24 protein-coding genes are annotated in these 22921 nt (G+C 63.5%); 14 read left to right on the top strand and 10 right to left on the bottom strand.

The window, feature by feature from the left end; all coding sequences use genetic code 11:
* Window positions 1-2: 2 nt before the first annotated feature.
* Both nth and rsxB read right to left on the bottom strand, forming a co-directional pair.
* Window positions 3-647, bottom strand: coding sequence for an endonuclease III (gene nth, locus AC3FLX_RS22415; RefSeq protein WP_488699516.1), 645 nt, complete (start codon window positions 645-647; stop codon window positions 3-5).
* Complete coding sequence (rsxB, locus tag AC3FLX_RS22410; protein WP_488699515.1) at window positions 644-1471, bottom strand: electron transport complex subunit RsxB; 828 nt, start codon at window positions 1469-1471, stop codon at window positions 644-646. The genes nth and rsxB overlap by 4 nt, the downstream gene beginning before the upstream one ends.
* Window positions 1472-1670: 199 nt before the next feature.
* Here rsxB and AC3FLX_RS22405 point away from each other — a divergent pair, with 199 nt between their 5' ends.
* The gene (locus tag AC3FLX_RS22405) at window positions 1671-2306 is read left to right on the top strand and encodes a TetR/AcrR family transcriptional regulator (RefSeq protein WP_488699514.1); all 636 of its coding nucleotides are present in this window, start codon (window positions 1671-1673) and stop codon (window positions 2304-2306) included.
* A 93-nt stretch (window positions 2307-2399) separates the two neighbouring features.
* Here AC3FLX_RS22405 and AC3FLX_RS22400 read toward each other — a convergent pair whose 3' ends face one another.
* The gene (locus AC3FLX_RS22400; RefSeq protein ID WP_488699513.1) at window positions 2400-3647 is read right to left on the bottom strand and encodes a polyhydroxyalkanoate depolymerase; all 1248 of its coding nucleotides are present in this window, start codon (window positions 3645-3647) and stop codon (window positions 2400-2402) included.
* Window positions 3648-3878: 231 nt separating this feature from the next.
* A complete protein-coding gene (locus AC3FLX_RS22395) occupies window positions 3879-5075 on the bottom strand; it encodes an amino acid aminotransferase (RefSeq protein ID WP_488699512.1) in 1197 nt (398 codons plus the stop codon).
* 199 nt (window positions 5076-5274) lie between these two features.
* On the opposite strand from AC3FLX_RS22395, the gene uvrB reads away from it, so the two are divergent.
* The 12 genes from uvrB to iscX all read left to right on the top strand — a co-directional run bounded on the left by uvrB (window position 5275) and on the right by iscX (window position 14481).
* Window positions 5275-7353, top strand: coding sequence for an excinuclease ABC subunit UvrB (uvrB, locus tag AC3FLX_RS22390; RefSeq protein WP_488699511.1), 2079 nt, complete (start codon window positions 5275-5277; stop codon window positions 7351-7353).
* Window positions 7354-7467: 114 nt separating this feature from the next.
* Entirely contained in the window at window positions 7468-7689 is a 222-nt protein-coding gene (locus AC3FLX_RS22385; RefSeq protein WP_488699510.1) for a hypothetical protein, read from the top strand.
* A 36-nt stretch (window positions 7690-7725) separates the two neighbouring features.
* Window positions 7726-7965 carry a hypothetical protein gene (locus AC3FLX_RS22380; protein WP_488699509.1) on the top strand — a complete coding sequence of 80 codons (240 nt, stop codon included), beginning with the start codon at window positions 7726-7728 and terminating at the stop codon, window positions 7963-7965.
* Window positions 7966-8013: 48 nt separating this feature from the next.
* Complete coding sequence (locus AC3FLX_RS22375; RefSeq protein ID WP_488699508.1) at window positions 8014-8493, top strand: low molecular weight protein-tyrosine-phosphatase; 480 nt, start codon at window positions 8014-8016, stop codon at window positions 8491-8493.
* 188 nt (window positions 8494-8681) lie between these two features.
* Window positions 8682-9236 carry a Fe-S cluster assembly transcriptional regulator IscR gene (gene iscR / locus AC3FLX_RS22370; protein WP_488699507.1) on the top strand — a complete coding sequence of 185 codons (555 nt, stop codon included), beginning with the start codon at window positions 8682-8684 and terminating at the stop codon, window positions 9234-9236.
* Window positions 9237-9310: 74 nt separating this feature from the next.
* Window positions 9311-10531, top strand: coding sequence for an IscS subfamily cysteine desulfurase (locus AC3FLX_RS22365; protein ID WP_488699506.1), 1221 nt, complete (start codon window positions 9311-9313; stop codon window positions 10529-10531).
* A gap of 55 nt (window positions 10532-10586) precedes the next feature.
* On the top strand, window positions 10587-10988 hold the full coding sequence (gene iscU, locus AC3FLX_RS22360) for a Fe-S cluster assembly scaffold IscU (protein WP_488699505.1): 402 nt from the start codon (window positions 10587-10589) through the stop codon (window positions 10986-10988).
* A gap of 80 nt (window positions 10989-11068) precedes the next feature.
* Complete coding sequence (gene iscA / locus AC3FLX_RS22355; protein WP_101682131.1) at window positions 11069-11389, top strand: iron-sulfur cluster assembly protein IscA; 321 nt, start codon at window positions 11069-11071, stop codon at window positions 11387-11389.
* Between the two features lie 104 nt (window positions 11390-11493).
* Window positions 11494-12012, top strand: a complete 519-nt coding sequence (gene hscB, locus AC3FLX_RS22350; RefSeq protein WP_488699504.1) for a Fe-S protein assembly co-chaperone HscB — start codon at window positions 11494-11496, stop codon at window positions 12010-12012.
* Between the two features lie 9 nt (window positions 12013-12021).
* Entirely contained in the window at window positions 12022-13887 is a 1866-nt protein-coding gene (hscA, locus tag AC3FLX_RS22345) for a Fe-S protein assembly chaperone HscA (protein ID WP_488699503.1), read from the top strand.
* Window positions 13888-13925: 38 nt separating this feature from the next.
* On the top strand, window positions 13926-14264 hold the full coding sequence (gene fdx / locus AC3FLX_RS22340) for an ISC system 2Fe-2S type ferredoxin (RefSeq protein ID WP_488699502.1): 339 nt from the start codon (window positions 13926-13928) through the stop codon (window positions 14262-14264).
* Between the two features lie 22 nt (window positions 14265-14286).
* Entirely contained in the window at window positions 14287-14481 is a 195-nt protein-coding gene (iscX, locus tag AC3FLX_RS22335; RefSeq protein WP_488699501.1) for a Fe-S cluster assembly protein IscX, read from the top strand.
* A gap of 82 nt (window positions 14482-14563) precedes the next feature.
* On the opposite strand, the gene AC3FLX_RS22330 is transcribed toward iscX, so the two are convergent.
* The 5 genes from AC3FLX_RS22330 to prfB all read right to left on the bottom strand — a co-directional run bounded on the left by AC3FLX_RS22330 (window position 14564) and on the right by prfB (window position 20239).
* Entirely contained in the window at window positions 14564-15577 is a 1014-nt protein-coding gene (locus AC3FLX_RS22330; protein WP_488699500.1) for a hypothetical protein, read from the bottom strand.
* Between the two features lie 112 nt (window positions 15578-15689).
* A complete protein-coding gene (locus tag AC3FLX_RS22325) occupies window positions 15690-16445 on the bottom strand; it encodes a glycine zipper 2TM domain-containing protein (protein WP_488699499.1) in 756 nt (251 codons plus the stop codon).
* 217 nt (window positions 16446-16662) lie between these two features.
* Window positions 16663-18198, bottom strand: coding sequence for a lysine--tRNA ligase (gene lysS, locus AC3FLX_RS22320; protein WP_488699498.1), 1536 nt, complete (start codon window positions 18196-18198; stop codon window positions 16663-16665).
* Window positions 18199-18248: 50 nt separating this feature from the next.
* Complete coding sequence (locus AC3FLX_RS22315; protein WP_488699497.1) at window positions 18249-19019, bottom strand: SDR family oxidoreductase; 771 nt, start codon at window positions 19017-19019, stop codon at window positions 18249-18251.
* Between the two features lie 115 nt (window positions 19020-19134).
* Window positions 19135-20239 (bottom strand): peptide chain release factor 2 gene (prfB, locus tag AC3FLX_RS22310; RefSeq protein WP_488699496.1). Its coding sequence is split into 2 segments (ribosomal slippage): window positions 19135-20157 and window positions 20159-20239, totalling 1104 coding nucleotides; the frame shifts between segments, so codons are not numbered across the junction.
* A 211-nt stretch (window positions 20240-20450) separates the two neighbouring features.
* Here prfB and AC3FLX_RS22305 point away from each other — a divergent pair.
* Window positions 20451-21194, top strand: a complete 744-nt coding sequence (locus AC3FLX_RS22305; protein ID WP_488699495.1) for a peptidoglycan DD-metalloendopeptidase family protein — start codon at window positions 20451-20453, stop codon at window positions 21192-21194.
* A gap of 14 nt (window positions 21195-21208) precedes the next feature.
* Here AC3FLX_RS22305 and recJ read toward each other — a convergent pair whose 3' ends face one another.
* Window positions 21209-22909, bottom strand: coding sequence for a single-stranded-DNA-specific exonuclease RecJ (gene recJ / locus AC3FLX_RS22300; protein WP_488699494.1), 1701 nt, complete (start codon window positions 22907-22909; stop codon window positions 21209-21211).
* Between the last annotated feature and the right edge of the window lie 12 nt (window positions 22910-22921).

Raw genomic sequence — 22921 nt, 5'->3', positions numbered from 1 at the left:
AATCAGACATTCGGGGCCGGCGTCTTCGGCTTGAATTCGCAGAGCGGCTCGATGGCGCAATGCCAGCATTCGGGCTTGCGCGCCTTGCAGACGTAGCGGCCATGCAGAATCAGCCAGTGGTGCGCATCGTGCAGGAACTCGGTCGGCGTCACCTTCAGCAGCTTCTGCTCGACGGCGTCGGGGTTCTTGCCCGGCGCCAGGCCGGTGCGGTTTGCCACGCGAAAGATATGCGTGTCGACGGCAATCGTCGGCTGGCCGAACGCCACGTTGAGCACTACGTTGGCGGTCTTTCGACCCACGCCCGGCAGCGCTTCGAGTGCCTCGCGCACGGGCGGCACCTTGCCTCCATGCTGCTCCACGAGGATGCGGCAGGTCTCCATCACATGCTTGGCCTTGGTCTTGTACAGGCCGATCGTCTTGATGTATTCGATCAACCCGGCTTCACCGAGATCCAGGATCTGCTGCGGGGTATGGGCCACGGGATACAGCTTGCGTGTGGCCTTGTTCACGCCCACGTCCGTCGCTTGGGCGGAAAGCAGCACCGCAATCAGCAATTCGAATGGCGAGCTGTACTCCAGCTCAGTCTCCGGATTCGGATTGACCTCACGCAAGGTCTCGAAGATGGCAAGGCGCTTCGCAGGATTCATGACTGGGAATCGTCGTTGTCGCTGTTATCGTTCTGGTCGGGCTTGTCTGTAAGGCCGAGCTTTGCACGGCGCGCTTCGGCGGCATCGATCTGGGCCTGCACTGCCGGCGAAACGTCCTCGGTGTTGCGCGGCTGGACGGCGGCCGCCTTCTGGCGCGCGCGTTCGATAGCGGCCTGGATGATGGCTTTCTTGCGTGCCTGGGCAGCCTGTTCCGCTTCACTGGCGGCATTCTCCGCTTGCAACGCTTCGAGCTTGGCTGCGGCCTTGGCCGCCAGGCGCGCATCGTTTTCCTCGCGCTCGCGCACCAGGCGGGCCTTGTGCAATACGTAGCGATTGCGCGCGGCGTCGGCGTGTTCCTGGGACCATGCGGCCCAGCCGGTCTTTTCGCCGGTGACCGGGATCATGTCGATGCAGTCGACCGGGCAGGGGGCCACGCAAAGGTCGCAGCCGGTGCACCAGTCGGGCAGCACGGTGTGCATCTGCTTGGGCGCGCCGACGATGGCATCGACCGGGCAGGCCTGGATGCAGAGCGTGCAGCCGATGCACAGCGATTCATCGATGCGGGCCACCGCGCGCGGTTGTTCCGTGCCGCGCTCGGGATCGAGCGGCTGCGGTGCGACGTTCAGCAAGGCGGACAGCCGGACAGTGCCCTCGGCGCCGCCCGGCGGGCAGCGGTTGCTTGCCGCCTCGCCCGCAGCCAGGGCTTCGGCATACGGCCGGCAGCCGTCGAACCCGCATTTGGTGCACTGGGTTTGGGGCAGCAGGGCTTCAAGGCGGTCTGCCAGGCTGACGCCGCCGGCAGGGGATGAGAGGGAACTGGTCACGACTGCACAACTGCAAATGAGAAATCGGGGGACGACTGGCGTCTGGCACGCCTCTGTGGACGTGTGCGCGGCAAGGATTATCCCCGATTTCGCGGCGGTGCAGAAAAGGCGATCATGCCGCGTCACCCGTATGGGACGGGAGCCTGATTCCGGGTGACGGGCTGTGCCATAATCCGCGCAACTGACAGATCAGATATTCATGTCGAACGAGCCAAAAACCAAGCGGGATCCTGAAGGCACGCGCCGGCGCATCATGGCCGCCGCCACCGAGGAATTTGCCAAGGGCGGACTGGCCGGCGCACGCGTCGACCAGATCGCGCGACGCGCCGAGACCAACGAACGCATGCTGTATTACTACTACGGCAGCAAGGAGGGCCTGTTCCTGGCCGTGCTTGAAAAACAGTACGCCGAATTTCGCGCGGCCGAGGAGCAGCTGCATATCACCGACGAAGACCCAGTGGCAGGGGTTCGCACGCTGGCACGCTTTGTCTGGGACTGGTACTACGCGCACCCGGAGTTCATCCGGCTGGTGAACAGCGAGAACCTGCACGAGGCGCGCCATCTGAAGAAGTCGGCGCAATTGCATCAGCTGATCAATCCCGTGGTGGATGTGCTTGCGGAGATCATTCGGCGCGGACAGAAGCAGGGCGTGTTCCGCGACAATATCGACGTGCCGCAGTTTTACCTGACGATTTCGGCGCTGGGCTACTACGTGCTGTCCAACCGGTACACCATCAGCGCGGTTATTGGCCGCGACGTGGCCTCGGAAGAAGAACACGCACGGTTTGCCGATCTGCATACCGATATGCTGCTGTCGTACCTGACAAACCGTTAAGTCCGCATCCCCAAGCCGCGCAGAAATGCAAAACGCCCGCGAGAATCGCGGGCGTTTCGTTTTTACGGTCTGGGCGCGTGAGCGTCCGGGCTATCAGGCTTTCTCGTGCTTGCGGATGAAGTCACGCAGCTCCGGATAGATATTGTCGCGCCAGCGGCGGCCCGAGAAGATCCCGTAGTGGCCGCATTTGGGAGCGGTCACGTGTTGCTTGCGGGCCTTCGGGATGCCTGCGCACAGATCGTGCGCGGCCGCGGTCTGGCCGGCGCCCGAGATATCGTCGAGTTCGCCTTCGATCGTCAGAAGCGCTGTGCTCTTGATGTCCTGCGGGCGGACCGGGTTCCCGTCGATTTCCCACGTGCCGTTGGCCAGGCGGAATTCCTGGAACACTTCGCGGATCGTGTCGAGGTAGTACTCCGCTGCCATGTCCAGCACGGCGTTGTACTCGTCGTAGAAGCGCACGTGCGCATCGGCGTCGTCGGCATCGCCCTCGATCAGGCTCAGATAATAGTCATAGTGCGACGACAGATGGCGGTCCGGATTCATCGCCACGAAGCCTGCGTGCTGCAGGAAGCCAGGGTAGACCTTGCGGCCGTGGCCCGGATAGTTCGCCGGCACCGTGTAGATGACGTTGTTCTCGAACCATTCGTACGATTTGTTCGTCGCCAGCGAGTTGACCGCGGTGGGACTCTTCCGGGCGTCGATCGGGCCGCCCATCATCGTCATCGTGCGTGGCGTTTTCTCGCCGGCCGAGGCCATCAGCGAGATCGCGGCCAGCACCGGCACAGTTGGCTGGCACACCGAAATCACATGCAGGTTATTCGCGCCGATATGGCGGATGAATTCCTGGATGTAGTAGATGTAGTCCGACAGATGGAAGGCGCCATGTTCGGACGGGACCATGCGGGCGTCGACCCAGTCGGTCACGTAGACCTTGTGGTCCTGCAGCAGCGTCCGCACGGTGTCGCGCAGCAGCGTGGCATGGTGGCCCGACAGCGGCGCGCAGACCAGCACGATCGGCTCGTCCTTCAGCAGCTTGATGGTCTCGGGATCGTCGGCGTACCGTTTGAAGCGGACCAGCTTGCAAAATGGCTTTTCAAGCACAGTCTGCTCGACAATCGGGATTTCGCGGCCATTGGAGCGGACGCTCTTGATGCCGAATTCCGGTTTCTCGTATTCCTTGCCGAGCCGGTAAAGCAGCTCGTAGCCAGCGGCCATCCTGGGGGCGCCAGGAATCAGCGAGAGGGGGCTGAGGGGATTTACAAACGTCTTGGCGGTCGCCTGGGCCCACGCGGTCAGCGGGTTCAGCATCGAGCGCTGGAATTCATGCAGTTGGTAAAGCATGCCGGTACCTGTCTAACCTTTCTTGTCGCGAGTGCTTGTCGCGCAACGATTATGCCTGCAATCGAACGATCGTGCTCTGCAGCATATGTCTTGAAGTTACTTCGTTAGGCGACGAAGACAATAGGACATTGGCGCTAATTCTGGATGACAGGGGCCGAGAGAAACAAAAAAGGCGCCCCGAGTGGCCTCTGGGTCGCCTTTTGCTGCTGACAGCGGGTCAGGTGTTGCTTTTTAGTACACGGCGGCGATGGCGTTGACCACGGCGTCGATGTTGCGGCTGTTCAGCGCAGCCACGCAGATGCGGCCGGTGCCCACGGCATAGATGCCATGCTCGTTGCGCAGGCGGTCAACCTGGGCGGACGTCAGGCCCGAGTACGAGAACATGCCGCGCTGCGCCTTGACGAACGAGAAGTCGCCCGGAACGCCCTTGGCGGCCAGCTTGTCCACCAGCGCATTGCGCATCAGCTTGATGCGGTCGCGCATTTCGCCCAGTTCCTGCTCCCACATGGCGCGCAGTTCCGGGCTGTTCAGCACGGTGGCCACCACGGTGCCGCCGTGGGTGGGCGGGTTCGAATAGTTCGTGCGGATGACACGCTTGATCTGCGACATCACGCGCTGGGCTTCTTCCTTACCCGTGGTGACGATCGACAGGGCGCCCACGCGCTCGCCATACAGCGAGAAGCTCTTCGAGAACGAGCTGGACACGAAGAACGGCAGGCCCGACTCGGCGAACAGGCGTACGGCGGCGCCATCCGGCTCGATGCCGTCGGCAAAACCCTGGTATGCCATGTCCAGGAACGGGATCAGGTTACGTTCCTTGACCAGTTCCACCACCTGCTTCCACTGGGCGTCGTTCAGGTCCACGCCGGTCGGGTTGTGGCAGCAGGCGTGCAGCACGACGATCGTGTTGGCCGGGTACGACTTCAGCGATTCCACCATGCCGGCGAAGTTCAGGCCGTGCGAAGGCGCGTCGTAGTAGGCGTAGTTGACCACCGTGAAGCCGGCGGATTCGAACAGCGCGCGGTGGTTTTCCCAGCTCGGATCGCTGATGGCGACCGATGCGTTCGGGTACAGGCGCTTCAGGAAGTCGGCGCCGATCTTCAGGGCGCCGGTGCCTCCAAGTGCCTGTGCCGTCACCACGCGGCCTTCGGCGATCAGCGACGAATCCTTGCCGAACAGCAGCGTCTGGACGGCCTGGTCGTAGGCGGCGATGCCTTCGATGGGCAGGTAGCCACGCGGCGTGGCGGTGGCCAGGCGGGCCTTTTCGGCTTCCTGCACAGCGCGCAGCAGCGGAATTTTCCCTTCGTCGGTGAAGTACACGCCAACGCCCAGATTCACCTTGGTGGCACGGGTATCGGCATTGAATGCTTCATTCAGGCCCAGGATCGGGTCGCGCGGGGCCATCTCGACGGCAGAAAACAAACTCATTTGGGATCTCGTGGTCAGCTGTGTAACAAAACGGAGGGCGTAGAATGCTTCGAACTGCGCTGCGGCTGCGGCGGCTGGCTCCTGACACTACTGACAGAACCTGACAGCATGCCTCAGGCAAACTGGGCTTGAACCGATCCGCGCAACCCCAAGATTCTAGCGTATCCCGCCAGTATTCCTCAGGTTTTTCCCTACGTTTATGACGAATCTCGCTGAAGTCGCCCCGCCCCTGGATGAAGATAAATTCGTCACTTTCCCGGGGTCGCCGTTCCAGCTTTACCAGCCGTTTCCGCCCGCGGGCGACCAGCCTGAAGCCATCCGCCAACTGGTGGAGGGGGTCGAGGACGGCCTGTCATTCCAGACGCTGCTGGGCGTGACCGGGTCAGGCAAGACGTTCACGATGGCCAATGTGATCGCCCGCATGGGACGGCCGGCAATCGTCTTCGCGCCGAACAAGACCCTGGCGGCGCAGCTGTATTCGGAATTCCGTGAGTTCTTTCCGCGCAATGCGGTCGAGTACTTCGTCAGCTACTACGACTACTACCAGCCCGAGGCGTACGTACCGCAGCGCGACCTGTTCATCGAAAAAGACTCGTCGATCAACGAGCATATCGAGCAGATGCGGCTGTCGGCTACCAAGAGCCTGCTGGAGCGCAGGGACACGATCATCGTGGCGACGGTGTCGGCGATCTACGGTATTGGCAATCCAAGCGAATACCATCAGATGATTCTCACGTTGCGCACCGGCGACAAGCTTAGCCAGCGGGACATCATCGCGCGCCTGATCGCGATGCAGTACACGCGCAACGAGACCGACTTCCAGCGCGGCTCCTTCCGCGTGCGTGGCGACACCCTCGATATCTTTCCGGCGGAGCACGCCGAAATGGCCGTGCGCGTGGAGCTGTTCGACGACGAGGTGGATTCGCTGCAGTTCTTCGATCCGCTGACCGGCCGCGTGCGCCAGAAGATTCCGCGCTTCACCGTCTATCCGTCGAGCCACTACGTGACGCCGCGTGAAACGGTGCTGCGCGCGATCGAGGACATCAAGGTCGAACTGCGCGAGCGGCTGGATTTCTTCTACAAGGAAAACCGGCTCGTGGAAGCGCAGCGGCTGGAGCAGCGCACGCGCTTTGACCTGGAGATGCTCTCGGAGCTTGGTTTCTGCAAGGGCATCGAAAACTATTCGCGGCACCTGTCGGGCGCGAAGCCGGGCGAGCCGCCGCCGACGCTGGTCGACTACCTGCCGCCCGATGCGCTGATGTTCCTCGATGAATCGCACGTTCTGATCGGCCAGCTGAACGGCATGTACAACGGTGACCGCGCGCGCAAGACCACGCTGGTGGAATACGGTTTTCGCCTGCCCTCGGCGCTGGACAACCGGCCGCTCAAGTTCGACGAATACGAGCGCAAGATGCGGCAGGCGGTGTTTGTGACGGCTACCCCCGCCGCGTACGAGCGGGACCACGCGGGGCAGGTGGTGGAGCAGGTGGTCCGGCCGACCGGGCTGGTCGATCCGGTGATCCATGTGCGGCCCGCCACCACGCAGGTGGATGACCTGCTCAGCGAGATTCATTCGCGCGTGCAGGTCAACGAGCGGGTGCTGGTGACCACGCTGACCAAGCGCATGGCGGAGCAGTTGACCGAGTTCCTGTCCGAGAATGGCGTCAAGGTGCGATACCTGCATTCGGACATCGACACGGTCGAGCGGGTGGAAATCATCCGCGACCTGCGCCTGGGCACGTTCGACGTGCTGGTCGGGATCAACCTGCTGCGCGAGGGTCTGGATATTCCCGAGGTGGCGCTGGTTGCGATCCTCGACGCCGACAAGGAGGGCTTCCTGCGCGCGGAGCGGTCGCTGATCCAGACCATCGGGCGCGCGGCGCGTAACGTCAATGGCACGGCCATCCTGTACGCGGACCGGATGACCGATTCGATGAAGGTGGCCATCAGCGAAACCGAGCGCCGCCGCACCAGGCAGATGGAGTTCAACGAGGCCAATGGCATCGTGCCGCGTGGCGTGGTGAAGCGGATCAAGGACATCATCGATGGTGTCTACGATGCGGACGAGGTCAAGGCGGAGCTGAGCGCGCAGGCCGAGCGCGCCAAATACGAGGACATGAGCGAAAAGCAGGTGGCCAAGGAGATCAAGCGTCTGGAAAAGCAGATGCTCGATCACGCCAAGAATCTGGAGTTCGAAAAGGCCGCGCAGGTGCGCGACCAGCTGGCCAAGCTGCGGGCGCAGGTGTTCGGCGCGGGCGCGGAAGGCGATCACCTTTGAGCGCTGGCAAGCCGGGCAGGCCCGAATGGGCACGGTGCGCCACGGCATCCTATAGTGGTTAGGCAGTCCGCCGCGGGCGGCGGGGCGCCGGATCACGAACCAGAGGAGTGTGCCGTGGTGACACAGTTCGAATATGGTGGTTATGCGGTGGTGGCCCGCGCGATTCCGCGAGCGGGCGGTGGGTTTGCCGGGGTGCTGACCATTGCGGATGCCTTTGGCGAGCCCGGCGGGCCGACATTTGAAACGGAAACCGGCTCGGCGGAAACGCCAGAGGCAGCGCTTGCCTTGGCAGAAGCCGAAGCCATGCGAACAATTGATGCCGGCGAGGTAAGCTGAGCTCCCAAAACAGCCGGCACGGCAGGAGACACACTGATGTCCTACAGCAGTGAATGGAAGAAGAGGGTTTTCGAGACGCACGAAATCCAGGTGCTGGTGAAACCCCGGTCGCCAATCGAATGGGATTACACGGTGCGGGTGTGCCGCAAGGGCACGAATATCCGCGCCGCCGACACGCTCGTGGAGACATCCCCGCCGACGGAACACTACAAGACGCCTGAAACCGCCGAGGCTGCCGGTTTTGCGCGTGGCAAGCAGCTGGCGGAACGGCTCTAGCGAAATTTCGCACGCGGCGTTCGGAGGCGAGGCGGTAAAATCGCGCCGATGAAAAAATACGCCATCCTGATGTGTTGCATGGGCAATATCTGCCGTTCCCCCACGGCGGAGGGCGTGCTGCGCGCCAAACTCCAGTCCGCCGGACTGGCCGACAGGATCGAGCTCGATTCCGCGGGCACCCATGACTATCACGTGGGCCGTGCTCCCGATGCACGCAGCCAGCGCCATGCGCTGCGGCGCGGTTACGACCTCTCCGCACTGCGCGCACGCCAGGTGGGCGTAGCGGATTTCGACCGGTTCGACCTCGTGCTGGCGATGGACCTCGATAACATGGCCGCGCTGCGCCGGCTGCATCCCGAGGTCAGCCCCGACAAGCTGCGGCTGCTGATGAGCTTTGCCACCCGTCATCGCGCCGAGGAGGTGCCCGATCCGTATTACGGTGAAGGCGATGGCTTCGAGCAGGTGCTGGATTACGTGGAAGATGCCTGCGACGGCGTCGTGGCGATGCTCAGGCGTGAGCTGGAGTGACGCGCACCGCGTGCGCTGCCATGCGAAAGATCAATGTAGCGCACTTCTCGTGGCCGATGTCCTAAGCTCGGCCGATTCATCGTTATCGCTGGCGGAATAGTGCGTTGTCGGACAGGGAACTTGACTGATTTAGTCGGGATATCTTAAACTCGACCGAAATTCTCAAGTATTCCCTCTCCCCGAGCATCATGAGACTGACCACCAAAGGCCGCTTTGCGGTAACCGCCATGATCGACCTGGCCATGCGCCAGGATCAAGGTCCTGTCACCCTGGCAGGCATCAGTCAGCGTCAGAAGATTTCCCTGTCGTATCTGGAGCAGCTGTTTGGCAAGCTGCGCCGGCACGAGATCGTGGAAAGCGTACGCGGCCCGGGCGGCGGGTACAGCCTCGCGCGCAAGGCGGAGGACGTCACGGTGGCGGACATCATCATCGCCGTGGACGAACCGCTCGATGCCACGCAGTGCGGTGGAAAGGGCAATTGTAACGGAGACGACGGATCCGGGCGCTGCATGACCCACGAGTTGTGGGCCACGCTGAACCAGAAGATGGTCGAATATCTGGACTCCGTCTCGTTGAAGAATCTCGTTGACCAGCAGCGTGCCCGCCAGCCGGCGGTCCTGCACGACATGCGCGAAGACGCCGCGCAGCAGCCGGTGACCGTTTCACGCAGCAAGGCCGACAAGCAGGAAAAACCGGCCCGCGCCCGCATGGTCAACTCGGTGTTCAGTCTTGCCCAGTCCTAAGCAAGATTGAATTACCTGCACTAAACTATCGGTAGGCAGTACGCGATTAGCGATCCCTATAAGGCAGTCATAAGATGAGCACCACCCCACATTTCCCGATCTACATGGATTACTCGGCCACCACGCCGGTGGACCCGCGCGTGGCGGACAAGATGATTCCGTACCTGCGCGAGCAGTTTGGCAATCCGGCATCGCGCAGCCACGCTTATGGCTGGGACGCCGAGCGCGCCGTGGAAGAGGCGCGCGAGCAGGTGGCGGCGCTGGTGGGTGCCGATCCCCGCGAGATCGTTTGGACGTCGGGTGCCACCGAGTCGAATAACCTCGCCATCAAGGGCGCGGCCAATTTCTACTCGGGCAAGGGACGCCACATCATCACCGTCAAGACCGAGCACAAGGCCGTGCTGGACACCACGCGTGAGCTGGAGCGCCAGGGCTTTGAGGTGACCTACCTCGACGTCAAGGACGACGGCCTGATCGACATGGACGTGTTCAAGCAGGCGATCCGCCCGGACACGATCCTGGTGTCGGTGATGCTGGTGAACAATGAGATCGGCGTGATCCAGGACGTCGAGCAGATCGGCGAAATTTGCCGCGAGAAGGGCGTCATTTTCCACTGCGACGCGGCCCAGGCTACCGGCAAGGTGGCAATCGACCTGGCCACGCTGAAGTGCGACCTGATGTCGTTCTCGGCCCACAAGACGTATGGCCCGAAGGGTATCGGCGCGCTGTACGTACGCCGCAAGCCGCGCATCCGTATCGAGGCGCAGATGCATGGTGGCGGTCACGAGCGCGGTATGCGTTCGGGCACGCTGGCCACGCATCAGATCGTCGGCATGGGCGAAGCATTCCGCTTGGCCCGCGAGGAAATGGCCACCGAGAATGAGCGTATCCGCATGCTGCGTGATCGCCTGTGGAACGGCCTGTCGTCGATGGAAGAGGTGTACCTGAACGGCTCGATGGAACACCGCGTGCCGCACAACCTGAATGTCAGCTTCAACTTCGTCGAAGGCGAGTCGCTGATCATGGCCATCAAGGATGTGGCCGTGTCGTCGGGTTCGGCCTGCACGTCGGCGTCGCTGGAGCCTTCGTACGTGTTGCGTGCCCTGGGCCGCAATGATGAACTCGCACATAGCTCGATCCGCTTCACGGTTGGCCGTTTTACGACCGAAGCCGAGGTCGACTACACCGTCGAGCTGCTCAAGAACAAGATCGGCAAGCTGCGCGACCTGTCGCCGCTCTGGGAAATGTTCAAGGACGGCGTCGACCTGAATTCGATCCAGTGGGCCGCGCACTGATTGCGATCCACGGCAAAAACAAGAACCCCATAAAGATTCGTCAGAGGTAACCAAAATGTCTTACAGCAACAAGGTTCTCGACCACTATGAAAATCCGCGCAACGTCGGTTCGTTCGACAAGAACGACGACGCGGTGGGCACCGGCATGGTCGGCGCTCCGGCCTGCGGCGACGTGATGAAGCTGCAGATCAAGGTGAATGAGTCGGGCGTGATCGAAGACGCCAAGTTCAAGACCTACGGCTGCGGCTCGGCAATTGCCTCGTCGTCGCTGGTGACCGAATGGGTCAAGGGCAAGACCGTGGATCAGGCGCTGGAGATCAAGAACACCCAGATCGCCGAGGAACTGGCGCTGCCGCCGGTGAAGATCCACTGCTCGATCCTGGCGGAAGACGCCATCAAGGCGGCCGTCGAGGACTACAAGAAGAAGCACGGCGGCGCCGAGCAGAAGGCTGCCTGAGCGGGTTAGTCCGCGTCAGACAGGTTGGCATGGCCGCGCGCGATGCGGTATCGCGCGTGGCGTTCGACAGCAAGGCAAAGATGATCACGATGACCGAAAAGGCGGCGAAACACGTTTCCCGCTACCTGGAGCGCCGCGGCAAGGGCCTTGGCCTGCGCGTGGGCGTGAAGACTACCGGCTGCTCGGGCCTGGCGTACAAGCTGGAGTACGTGGACGAGCTGCACCCGGAGGACCAGGTGTTCGAGACGCATGGCATCAAGGTGATCGTGGATCCGAAGAGCCTGCCGTACATCGACGGTACCGAACTGGACTTCGCGCGCGAAGGGTTGAACGAAGGCTTCAAGTTCAACAATCCGAACGTCAAGGACGAGTGCGGCTGCGGCGAGTCGTTCCGGGTCTGATGGCCTGTGCCGCTCCCGGATCGGCAACCGATGCGAGGGCGGCAACACGACAAGGGGCGGCATGACCGCTCCTTTTTGTTGTGACTGTTTTGGAAACACGCGCTTTGAAAGACGATTTTTTCTCGCTGTTTGGACTACCTGCCCGATACGAAGTGGACGATGCCGCGTTGGACGCGGCTTATCGCACCGTCCAGTCGCAAGCGCATCCGGACCGCTTTGCCAATGCCGGCGATGCCGAGCGGCGCGTGGCCATGCAGTGGGCCGCGCACGCCAACGAGGCCTATCGCACGTTGCGTCAGCCGCTGAAGCGCGCCATCTACCTGCTGCATCTGCGTGGCGTGGACATCCAGGCCGAAAGCAATACGGCAATGGCGCCGTCGTTCCTGATGCAGCAGATGGAATGGCGCGAAGCGTTGCAGGAAGCGGCGGAAGCGCGTGACGTTGGTCAGCTCGACAACCTGCTGCGCGACCTGCGCCAGGAAAAGCGCGAGCGCCACGCAGCCCTTGGCGCGTTGCTCGATGCCGGTGACAACGAAGCTGCCGGCGCCGCCGCGCGCCAGCTGATGTTTATCGAAAAGATCGAACACGACGCCAGCGAGGCGATCGATCGGCTCGAAGATTAGAAGATTCTCATGGCACTGCTCCAGATTTCCGAACCCGGCATGTCGCCCGCGCCGCATCAGCGCCGGCTGGCCGTTGGTATCGACCTTGGCACCACCAACTCGCTGGTGGCGGCCGTGCGCAACAGCATTCCCGAAGTCCTGCCCGACGACGATGGCCGCTCGCTGCTGCCGTCGGTGGTGCGCTACCTGCCCAGCGGCAACGCGCATATCGGCTACAAGGCCCAGGACGAAGCGGTGCGCGACCCCAAGAACACGATCATTTCCGTGAAGCGTTTCATGGGGCGCGGTCTGCGTGACGTCACGAACATCGAGCACAGCCCGTACGACTTTGTCGATGCGCCGGGCATGGTGCAGCTCAAGACGGTAGCCGGCATCAAGAGTCCGGTGGAAGTCTCGGCCGAGATCCTGGCCACGCTGCGCCAGCGCGCCGAAGACTCGCTCGGCGATGAGCTGGTCGGCGCCGTGATCACGGTGCCCGCATACTTTGACGATGCGCAGCGCCAGGCCACGAAGGACGCCGCGCAACTGGCCGGCATCGACGTGCTGCGCCTGCTCAACGAGCCGACCGCGGCGGCCATCGCCTACGGCCTGGACAACGCGGCCGAAGGCATCTACGCCGTGTACGACCTCGGTGGCGGCACCTTCGACATCTCGGTGCTCAAGCTGACCAAGGGTGTGTTCGAAGTGATGTCGACCGGTGGCGACTCCGCGCTGGGCGGCGACGACTTCGATCAGCGCCTGCTGTGCTGGATCGTCGAACAGGCCAGCTTGCAACCGCTGTCGGCGGAAGACACGCGCCTGCTGATGGTGCGCGCTCGCGCGGCCAAGGAAGCGCTTTCCGCCAGCGACAGCACGGTCATCGACGCGGTGCTGACCACGGGCGAAATCGTTCATCTGCCGCTGGACGCGCAGACGTTCATCGAGATTACGGCCAATCTGGTTCAGAAGACGCTGACCCCGGTGCGCAAGGCATTGCGCGATGCCGGTGTCACGCCCGACGACGTGAAGGGTGTGGTTCTGGTCGGCGGCGCGACGCGCATGCCGGCGATCCGCAAGGCCGTGGGCGAGTATTTCGGTCAGCAACCGCTGACCAATCTGGACCCGGACAAGGTCGTGGCGCTGGGCGCCGCCATGCAGGCCAACCTGCTGGCCGGCAATCACGCGCCTGGCGAGGACTGGCTGCTGCTCGACGTGATTCCGCTGTCGCTGGGCGTGGAGACGATGGGTGGTCTGGTCGAGAAGATCATCCCGCGCAACAGCACGATTCCCGTGGCGCGTGCGCAGGAATTCACGACCTTCAAGGATGGCCAGACGGCGATGGCCATCCACGTGCTGCAGGGCGAGCGCGAGCTGGCCAGCGACTGCCGCTCGCTGGCGCGCTTCGAGTTGCGGGGCATTCCGCCGATGGTGGCGGGGGCCGCGCGCATCCGCGTGACTTACCAGGTGGATGCCGACGGCCTGCTGTCGGTGGCGGCGCGCGAAACCAATTCGGGCGTGGAAGCTTCGGTATCGGTCAAGCCGTCGTACGGTCTGGCCGATGACGATATCGCGCGCATGCTGCAGGAGAGCTTCCGCGAGGCCGAGCACGACATGAAGAGTCGCGCATTGGCCGAGGAGCGCGTCGAAGCCGAGCGGCTGGTCGAGGCCACCATGCGTGCGCTGGAAGTCGATGGCGACCTGCTGTCCGCCGACGAACGTGTCGCCGTGGACGCGCTGATCGCCAAGGTGAGCGAGATTGCCCGCGGCGAAGACCATCGCGCGATCAAGGCAGCCGTGGAGCAGTTGTCGCACGGCACGGACGAATTTGCCGCACGCCGCATGGACCGCTCCATCAAGAGCGCTCTGGCCGGAAAGAAGGTGCAGGAGCTTGGCTGATCGCCGCTGCTGCAACCCAAAGAGAGAACAGGATAGAAATGCCACAGATCATCGTTTTGCCCCACGTCGAGTTGTGTCCCGAGGGCGCTGTCTTTGAAGCCAGCTCCGGCACCAGCATTTGCGACGCGCTGCTGAAGAACGGTATCGAAATCGAGCACGCTTGCGAAAAATCGTGCGCTTGCACCACGTGCCACGTGGTTGTGCGCGAGGGTTTCAACTCGCTCGAGGACGCCGAAGAGAAAGAGGAAGACCTGCTCGACAAGGCCTGGGGCCTGGAGCCGAATTCGCGGTTGTCGTGCCAGGCACTGGTTGCCGATACGGACCTGACCGTCGAGATTCCGAAGTACACGATCAACCACGCCAAGGAAGGTCACTAAGACCTCACGCCAGGACATCCCCATGAAATGGACTGACACTTTCGATATCGCCGCCGCGCTGTACGACAAATTTCCCGACGTGGACCCGGTGACGATCCGCTTTACCCAGCTGCGCCAGTGGGTGCTGGAACTGGACGGCTTCAGCGATCTGCCCGAGCGCTCGGGCGAGAAGATCCTGGAGGCGATTCAGCAGGCCTGGATCGAGGAAGCGCAGTAAGCCCGCGTCCCCCAGTGCACAAAAAAAGCACGGCAATCCGCCGTGCTTTTTTATTGCCTGCGCAGAAGGATCGGCGCGGAAGTTAGAACCGATAGCCCACGCCGGCCAGGAACACGTCGGTGTCACGGTCGTAACCGGTCACAGTCCGGTTCCACGACACGCGCGCAAGCCAGCGTTGGCTGATGCGGTAGCTTGCGGACATCGTCAGCAGTCCGGACCAGCGCGACGGCTCGCTCGAAGCGCTGCGCCCGTGCTCGCTGAGATCGATCGCGTAGTAAGGCCCGGCGCCAACCCCCAGCGTCAACGCATCACGGAAGAACGCACGCTCCAGCCATAGCTGGGCGGCCAGGCCGTTGCGGCGTAGCGCCGAGCTTTCGCCTTCGTTGATGTAGCTGAAGGTGCCAGACACGTAGCGGGCCAGGCCGCGGCGGTACTCGACTGCCTTGGCGACCGAGGTCTCGGAGTTGAACGTATTCACGATGGTTTGGCCCAGGAACACGGTGATTTCGTTCTGCGTGACGTTGTCGGTCCGCGACGGGGGCGGCACCACGGGGCCGCCACGATCGCCCCGGTCGAGCTGGTAGCCCACGCCGATCAGCAGCGTATTGGTCTTGATACTCGACGGCGTCTGGGCGCGGTTAAAGCGGGCCTGCACCATCCACGGGCCGCCGTTGACATACCATGTGGCCGCCACGCTGGCCAGCAGGCCCCAGCCGTGATGATCGTCGGAGCTGCCATCGTCGTTGCGGTCGGTGGTATCGAAATATCGATAAGGGCCGGCCCCAATGGCGAGGTTGAATCGACGGTCGGCAAACGGGTAGCGCCACCAGAGCTGGACGCTATGGCCATCCCGATGATGATTCGTGACATGCCCCTCGTTCAGGTACGAGAACGAGGCGTACCAGTTCTCGGCCAGATTGTGCTGGTAGCTGTAGGAGTAGCCGTAGCTGGTTTCTCCACCCTCGTCGGTGCGTTGCAGACCGCCCAGTATGAGGGCTTCCTGCGCATGCACCGGCGCAATCCATACTGCCGCGCTCAGCAGCAGCGCAGGCATGCGCAGGCGTCGAGACAGGGCAATAGAAAGCAGGGAAGGCATGATGATGGCCGGCACATTGGGGCTGCGCCATCTTAGCAACAAGGGCCAGCGAAAAGCCGGCCCTGTGTGTGTGATTGGTAACGGACGATATTTCCGTTGATTACCGAAGGTATCAGCCCGTTACCAGCACGCCGCGCTCAAGGTGCACGCGCTGGCCTACCTCCACGCCCGGAGGGTTTTGATAGGTAAAGGTCCGGCGCGATCCGTCATCCATCTTGACGCTGACGCGGTACGACTTGTTCGTGTTCAGCTTCTTTTCGGCATAGTTGCCGCCGAAGCCCCCAGCCGCCGCACCGGCCACGGTGCCCAGGATTCGGCCGTTACCGCTGCCGATCTGATTGCCGAGCAGGCCGCCAACGACCGCGCCACCCACGGCACCAAGCCCGCTGGTCGGCTTTTCGCTTTCCACGACCTGTACGCCGGTCACTTGGCCCGCAGTGTGGCTGGGCCGCGCGGCGGACCGTTCATCGGCCTGGGCCTGCCGGGCAGGCTGCGCCGGTGGCGGAGCCACGTTCTGCGCCTGTTGCGCCTGTTGTGCCTGCTGTGCTTGTTGCACTTGTTGCGTGGGTTGCGCCTGCTGTGCGTAATAGGACGGAGGTCGCGTGGTCGATCCCGGTGCCTGGTCTGGCGCGCGGTTCGTGACCGGCTCCGGCCCCGGAATGCCCTGAATGGAATACGGTTGCTGCGGTTGCGCGTTGTACGACGCTTCCGTTGTGGCACCCTGGTTGGCCTTGGTGATTGGCAGCACGCCAGTCACGGCAGCCACTGCGGTCAGGCTCACAATCACGATGGCAACCGCCGCGGCACCAACCAGTGGGTGCAGGCGACGTTGCGGCGGCAGGGCGGGAAGGGTTTCCGGACCAGACATTTCTTGTTCTCCGAGTCACCCGTGAAGGGTGGATAACTAGAGTCTGGCGGAATTACGATCCGGTTTCCGTTTGATTTTGTAAGGATCTGTTGCTGGAAATCGGTCGAAAAATCAATGCATTACAGCCGATGCGAGTCAATGTGGCGCGGTGTCTGTAACACCTTGAGGCGCTCTCCTCTCCCGCAATGAGAGAGAGGAGAGAACTTTGTCACGCTTATCAGTCTTCGCGACGCAGGTGCGGGAACAGGATGACGTCGCGGATATTCGGGCTGTCGGTCAGCAGCATGACCAGGCGGTCGATGCCGATGCCGCAGCCGCCGGTCGGGGGCATGCCGTATTCGAGCGCGCGGATATAGTCGGCGTCGAAGTACATCGCTTCCTCGTCACCGGCGTCTTTCTGCTCGACTTGCTTGCGGAAGCGGTCGGCCTGGTCTTCCGGATCGTTCAGCTCCGAGAAACCGTTGGCGATCTCGCGGCCCGTGATGAACAGCTCGAAACGCTCGGTGATGCCCGGCTGGTTGTCCGAGGCGCGCGCCAGCGGCGACACTTCCACCGGATAGTCGACGATGAAGGTCGGCTCCCACAGTTGCGACTCGGCCGTTTCCTCGAACAGCACCAGTTGCAGCGTGCCCAGGCCGGCGTTCAGGAACTGCGGCGCCGCCGTGTTGATCTTGAACTTGCCCTTCAGCTCGGTGCGCAGGAAGTCGGCGTTGGCCAGTTGCGCATCCGTATATTCGGGCGCGAACTTCTGGATGGCCTGGCAGATCGTCAGACGATGGAAGGGGCGGCTCAGATCCAGCTCGCGGCCCTGGTACGTCAGCACGGCGCTGCCGCTTGCGTCGATGGCGGCCTGGCGGATCAGGTTTTCGGTGAAGTCCATCAGCCAGCGGTAATCCGTGTAGGCCGCGTAGAACTCCATCATCGTGAACTCGGGGTTGTGGCGCGGGCTCACCCCTTCGTTACGGAAGTTGCGGTTGATCTCGAACACGCGCTCGAAGCCGCCGACGATCAGGCGCTTCAGGTACAGCTCGGGTGCGATGCGCATGAACATCTGCATGTCCAGCGCATTGTGGTGCGTGATGAACGGCTTGGCCGCCGCGCCGCCCGGAATCGGGTGCAGCATCGGCGTTTCCACTTCCATGAAGCCGGCGTCGGACATATGGCGGCGCAGCGACGACATGGCCTTGGTGCGGGCGCGGAACGTGTCGCGTGTTTCCGGCGAGACGATCAGGTCCACATAACGCTGGCGGTACTTCATTTCCTGGTCGGCCAGGCCGTGGAACTTGTCCGGCAGCGGACGCAGGCTCTTCGACAGCAGGCGCAGTTCACGCACCTGCACCGACAGCTCGCCCTTGTTGGTGCGGAACAGCTCGCCGCGCGCGCTGATGATGTCGCCAAGGTCCCAGTGCTTGAAGGCGGCGTAGACGTCCTCGCCCACCTTGTCGCGCGTGATGTAGAACTGGATCTGGCCGCTGCCGTCCTGCACGGTGGCAAAGCTGGCCTTGCCCATCACGCGCTTGAGCATCATGCGGCCGGCGATCGACACTTCCACCGGGCTGGCTTCCAGCGCGGCCTGGTCGGTCTCGCCATGCTGCGCGTGCAGCGCGCCGGCCTGGTGCGTCGGGCGGAAATCGTTCGGGAAGGCTACGCCTTGCTCGCGCAGGGCCTGCAGCTTCTCGCGCCGCTCGGCGATGATCTTGTTCTCGTCTACGGCAGGCGCGTCGGCGGCGGGCGTGCGGTTCGGTTCGGTCATGATGTCAGGTTCGTTCGCGCGAGGCAGGTGCCGCGCACGATTTGGTCGGTTCAATAGTTGCGGATGTCGTCGAGTTCGGTCTTGCCGAAATCGGCGCGGTCCAGGTAGGCGGCTATGCGTTGCGCGACTTCGTCGGGCGACGCCAGCTGTTCATTGGCCTTCAGGTCACGGAAGCGCTGCACCTGCGCGAAATCGGCGCCACGGATGGTTTCCTGCATGCCCGTGTCCACCACGCCCGGGGCCAGCGCCACCGCGCGCACCGCCCGTCCTTCGGGCAGGGCCGCGTATTCGGCGTTGACCGAGCGGATGAACATGTCCAGGCCAGCCTTGCCGGCGCAGTATGCGCTCCATCCTTGCACCGGGTTGCGTGCCGCGCCCGACGAGATGGCCAGCACCTTGCGCGGGCAATCGAAGCGTGCGGAGCCGTCGATGAACGCACCGGTCATCGTCATCGGCGTGACCAGGTTGGTCTGCAGATGCGGCACCAGCGTGTTTTCGTGCAGTTCGGTGATTGGCCCGATCGGCTCCACGACGCCGGCGTTCAGGATCAGCGTCACGCTGGCCGGTGCATCGTCCACGGCTTCGAGCACGCTCGACAGCCAGCCCGCCGCGGGGCCGGGCTGCGAAAGGTCCTGCAGATGCCAGGCCACCGGCACGCCGCTGGCCGCGGCTTCGCGTTCGAGGTCGGTGTTGCGGCTGCGCGCCACGCCGATGATGCGGTTGCCCGGCTTGAGCAGCGTGCGCACGAGCGCAGCGCCCAGGCCGCGCGAGGCGCCGGTGACGATGTAGAGGTGAGTGGAGCGGGGCGATCCGGTGGACATGGCGAGGACCCTGTTCGGTAAGACGGCGGCTTCGGGGATTGAGACTCTTGGTTTTCGTCGCACCGCCACGCTGGCGCCAGGGCCGGCGTGGCGGTGCTCATGGGTCTTGCAGGTATTACAGGCCCTGTTTCAGGCTGGCCTCGATGAACGGGTCGAGGTCGCCGTCGAGCACCTTTTGCGTGTTCGACATTTCCACATTGGTACGCAGGTCCTTGATGCGGCTCTGGTCCAGCACGTACGAGCGGATCTGGTGACCCCAGCCCACATCGGTCTTGCCGGCTTCGAGCTTGTCGGCCTCGGCCTGGCGCTTGCGCATTTCATGCTCGTACAGGCGCGACTTCAGCATCGACATGGCTTCGGCGCGGTTGCGGTGCTGCGAACGGTCGTTCTGGCACTGCACGACAATACCGGTCGGGATGTGCGTGATCCGCACGGCCGAATCGGTCTTGTTGATGTGCTGGCCGCCGGCACCCGACGCACGGTACGTGTCCACGCGCAGGTCGGCCGGGTTGACTTCGACCTCGAACGAGTCGTCCACCTCGGGGTACACGAACACGGACGAGAACGACGTATGGCGGCCGCCCGACGAATCGAACGGCGACTTGCGCACCAGGCGATGCACGCCGGTTTCGGTGCGCAGGTAGCCAAATGCGTAGTCGCCCTCGATCTTGATCGTCGCGCTCTTGATACCGGCCACGTCGCCTTCGGACTCTTCCAGCACCTCGGCCTTGAAGCCCTTGCGCTCGCAGTACTTCAGGTACTGGCGCAGCAGCATCGATGCCCAGTCGCACGCCTCGGTACCGCCGGCGCCGGCCTGAATGTCGATGAACGCGTTGGCCTGGTCCATCTCGCCGGAGAACATGCGGCGGAATTCCATGTCAGCGACGATGGCCTCGAAACCCTGCACGTCGGTTTCGATCGACAGCATCGTTTCGTCGTCACCTTCCTCGCGGGCGAGTTCGAACAGCTCGTCCGCGCCGGCAAGGTCGTCGGTGAGCTTGCCGAGCGTCTGCACGACGGCTTCCAGCGCCTTCTTTTCCTTGCCCAGGTCCTGGGCGCGCTTGGGGTTGTTCCAGACGTCCGGGTCTTCCAGGAGTCCGTTGACTTCGTCTAGGCGGTTTTCTTTGACATCGTAGTCAAAGATACCCCCGTAGATCTTCCGTTCGCGAACGGAGATCGGAGATGGCACCGGAGATGGCGTTGAGGCGTTCTGCTTCCATTGATATTCCCAGAGATTCTGCGCTTGCAAAACATGGAATTATAGCGGATTGGCGCCCCGAATCCGCCCTCGGTTGGCCCATTCCCGGCAGGTTTCGCTGAACTGTTCGGCATGCGAACGGTCTATTGCGTGACATTCGTTAGGAGTGGTTGCCGATTTTTCTTGTGACTTCGGCGACAATAGCGCCCACGATCAGGAGTTTCCCCGTACGCATGACAGGAATCCACGCAGTCCATCCCGACGATTTGCGCCAGCAGGGCGCGCGCCGCCGCACGCTGGGCCGTCTGGCCGCCATCTCCGTGGCCGCCATGCTGGCCGCCTGCGGCACCACCCCGAGCGAGCCGGCGCCCGAAGGCTATTACCGCGTGGAGCGCGGCGATACGCTGTATTCGATCGCGCGGCGCCATAACCGCTCGGTGTCCGAACTGGCGCGCTGGAGCAACATTTCCGATTCGAGCCAGATCGAAGTTGGCCAGCTGATCCGTGTCAAGCCGCCAGCCGGCGCCGGTATTTCGGCCGCCAAGGCCAACGACAAGCCGGCGCCATCGGCCGGCCCCGCGCGCAGCGCCAGCCCCGAAACGCCGTCATCGAAGCCTCCCGCCAGCGCCATCCGGCTGCAGTGGCCCGCCGACGGGCGCGTCACCGGCAGCTTTTCTCCGCCAGCGGAAAAGGGCCTGCGCATCGAAGTGCCAGCGGGTGGCAAGGTGCGCGCGGCTGCCGCGGGCTGGGCGATCCACGTCGGCACGCTGCGCGGCTACGGTCAACTGGTGATCATCAAGCACAACGATGACTGGCTGACCGTGTACGGCAACCTCGATCGGCTGCTGGTCAAGGAAAACGACCGCGTGTCGGCGGGCCAGGACATCGGCGTCATGAGCCGCGCCAGCGAGCTGCATTTCGAGGTGCGCGGCAACGGCAAACCGGTGAATCCGGCAAGTTACCTGCCGTCGCGCTGATAAGCCCGCCGGCGCTACTGCGCGTGCTCCACCACCAGTTGCACGCGCGTCACGCCGTTGAATGTGTTGTTGTCGAGCCGGTAGGCCACCAGCGCGCTCGCGCCGTCGAGCGCGTCGGCATGGTTGAACCAGATCGCATCAAAGCGCTGGCTGCCCCGCCCGAGCTGCAGCTTCAGATGCTTGCCCTTGAGCACCGTCTGACGTAGCACCTCGAACTCGCCCGAGAACGTGGGCGGCGGAAAGCCCTGGCCCCACACATGGCCTTCGAGCAGTGTGACGAATTCGGGGCTGAAGCAGGCATCCTCGATATCGCCATCGGTCTCGATCACGCGCGCCAGCTGTTCCTCGTTGAGCCATTCACGGCCCACCGCTTCGAAGGCGCTGACAAAAGTGTCGAAATCCTTGGCGCGCACGGTCAGGCCGGCAGCCATTGCGTGGCCGCCGAACTTCACCAGCAGGCCAGGGTGGCGCTTCGAAACCAGGTCCAGCGCGTCGCGCAGGTGAAAACCGGGGATCGAGCGGCCCGAGCCCTTGATATGCTCGTCGTCGCCCGGCGCGAACGTGATCGTCGGGCGATGGAATTTCTCCTTCAGCCGCGAGGCGACGATACCGATCACGCCCTGATGCCAGGTCTCGTGGAACACGCTCACCGTGTAGCGCGATGCCACGTCCAGCCCCGCGAGCGGTTGCTCCAGGATCTGCAGCGCTTCCTGCTGCATGCCGGCTTCGATATCGCGCCGCTCGCGGTTCATGCCATCCAGCTCCTGCGCAATCTCCCAGGCGCGATTGGCATCGTCGGTCAACAGGCATTCGATGCCGAGCGACATGTCGGCCAGGCGGCCGGCAGCGTTGAGGCGCGGACCCAGCCCGAATCCAAGGTCGAACGTATTGGCGCGCGTGGCTTCGCGTCCGGCCGCTCGAAACAGCGCGGCCACGCCCGGATGCATGCGGCCTGCGCGCATGCGCTTGAGGCCCTGTGCCACCAGAATCCGGTTGTTCGAGTCGAGCTTGACCACGTCGGCCACGGTGCCCAGCGCCACCAGGTCCAGCAGCGTTTGTAGCGGCGGCTGCGTTTCCTTCGTATAGACGTCGCGCCGGCGCAGTTCCGCGCGCAGCGCCAGCAGCACGTAGAACATCACGCCCACGCCCGCCAGGTTCTTGCTCGGGAATTCGCAACCGGGCTGGTTCGGGTTCACGATCACGGCGGCATCGGGCAGCACGGCGCCAGGCAGGTGGTGATCGGTCACCACCACGTCGATGCCGCGCGCATTGGCGGCCGCCACGCCGTCGACGCTGGCGATGCCGTTGTCGACGGTGACGATCACGTCGGGCCGCTGCTGCGCGGCCAGTTCGACGATCTCGGGCGTCAGGCCATAGCCGTATTCGAAGCGGTTCGGCACGATGTAGTCGACGCGCGCGCCGAGCATGCGCAGGCCCCGCACGCCGACGGCGCAGGCGGTGGCGCCGTCGCAGTCATAGTCGGCCACGATCAGCAGCTTGCGCTGGGCGGCAATCGCATCGGCCAGGTATTCGGCGGCGTGGCCGATGCCTTTCATCAGCGACGGCGGTACCAGCTCCGGCAGGTCGGTGGCCAGTTCGGACGGATGCAGCACGCCGCGCGCGGACAGGATGCGGGCCAGCGTGGGATGCAGGCCCGCCGCGGTCAGCACGTCGGCATGTTCGAGGGAATGGGAGCGGATGGCGATCCGGGTCATATCTGGAAAGCA

Source organism: Cupriavidus sp. 291-E7, assembly GCF_057798835.1.
The sequence above is the reverse complement of the archived record's forward strand: the minus strand, read 5'-3'. Positions and strand labels throughout refer to the sequence as shown.

What these genes read in the sequence shown, in the direction of transcription:
- AC3FLX_RS22315 (WP_488699497.1), bottom strand. Translation starts at nt 19,019, where the DNA reads ATGTCCACCGGATCGCCCCGCTCCACTCACCTCTACATCGTCACCGGC.
- AC3FLX_RS22305 (WP_488699495.1), top strand. Translation starts at nt 20,451, where the DNA reads ATGACAGGAATCCACGCAGTCCATCCCGACGATTTGCGCCAGCAGGGC.
- AC3FLX_RS22395 (WP_488699512.1), bottom strand. Translation starts at nt 5,075, where the DNA reads ATGAGTTTGTTTTCTGCCGTCGAGATGGCCCCGCGCGACCCGATCCTG.
- iscX (WP_488699501.1), top strand. Translation starts at nt 14,287, where the DNA reads ATGAAATGGACTGACACTTTCGATATCGCCGCCGCGCTGTACGACAAA.
- recJ (WP_488699494.1), bottom strand. Translation starts at nt 22,909, where the DNA reads ATGACCCGGATCGCCATCCGCTCCCATTCCCTCGAACATGCCGACGTG.
- AC3FLX_RS22330 (WP_488699500.1), bottom strand. Translation starts at nt 15,577, where the DNA reads ATGCCTTCCCTGCTTTCTATTGCCCTGTCTCGACGCCTGCGCATGCCT.
- fdx (WP_488699502.1), top strand. Translation starts at nt 13,926, where the DNA reads ATGCCACAGATCATCGTTTTGCCCCACGTCGAGTTGTGTCCCGAGGGC.
- lysS (WP_488699498.1), bottom strand. Translation starts at nt 18,198, where the DNA reads ATGACCGAACCGAACCGCACGCCCGCCGCCGACGCGCCTGCCGTAGAC.
- AC3FLX_RS22375 (WP_488699508.1), top strand. Translation starts at nt 8,014, where the DNA reads ATGAAAAAATACGCCATCCTGATGTGTTGCATGGGCAATATCTGCCGT.
- AC3FLX_RS22400 (WP_488699513.1), bottom strand. Translation starts at nt 3,647, where the DNA reads ATGCTTTACCAACTGCATGAATTCCAGCGCTCGATGCTGAACCCGCTG.
- iscA (WP_101682131.1), top strand. Translation starts at nt 11,069, where the DNA reads ATGATCACGATGACCGAAAAGGCGGCGAAACACGTTTCCCGCTACCTG.
- AC3FLX_RS22405 (WP_488699514.1), top strand. Translation starts at nt 1,671, where the DNA reads ATGTCGAACGAGCCAAAAACCAAGCGGGATCCTGAAGGCACGCGCCGG.
- AC3FLX_RS22380 (WP_488699509.1), top strand. Translation starts at nt 7,726, where the DNA reads ATGTCCTACAGCAGTGAATGGAAGAAGAGGGTTTTCGAGACGCACGAA.
- AC3FLX_RS22365 (WP_488699506.1), top strand. Translation starts at nt 9,311, where the DNA reads ATGAGCACCACCCCACATTTCCCGATCTACATGGATTACTCGGCCACC.
- iscR (WP_488699507.1), top strand. Translation starts at nt 8,682, where the DNA reads ATGAGACTGACCACCAAAGGCCGCTTTGCGGTAACCGCCATGATCGAC.
- AC3FLX_RS22325 (WP_488699499.1), bottom strand. Translation starts at nt 16,445, where the DNA reads ATGTCTGGTCCGGAAACCCTTCCCGCCCTGCCGCCGCAACGTCGCCTG.
- iscU (WP_488699505.1), top strand. Translation starts at nt 10,587, where the DNA reads ATGTCTTACAGCAACAAGGTTCTCGACCACTATGAAAATCCGCGCAAC.
- nth (WP_488699516.1), bottom strand. Translation starts at nt 647, where the DNA reads ATGAATCCTGCGAAGCGCCTTGCCATCTTCGAGACCTTGCGTGAGGTC.
- hscA (WP_488699503.1), top strand. Translation starts at nt 12,022, where the DNA reads ATGGCACTGCTCCAGATTTCCGAACCCGGCATGTCGCCCGCGCCGCAT.
- uvrB (WP_488699511.1), top strand. Translation starts at nt 5,275, where the DNA reads ATGACGAATCTCGCTGAAGTCGCCCCGCCCCTGGATGAAGATAAATTC.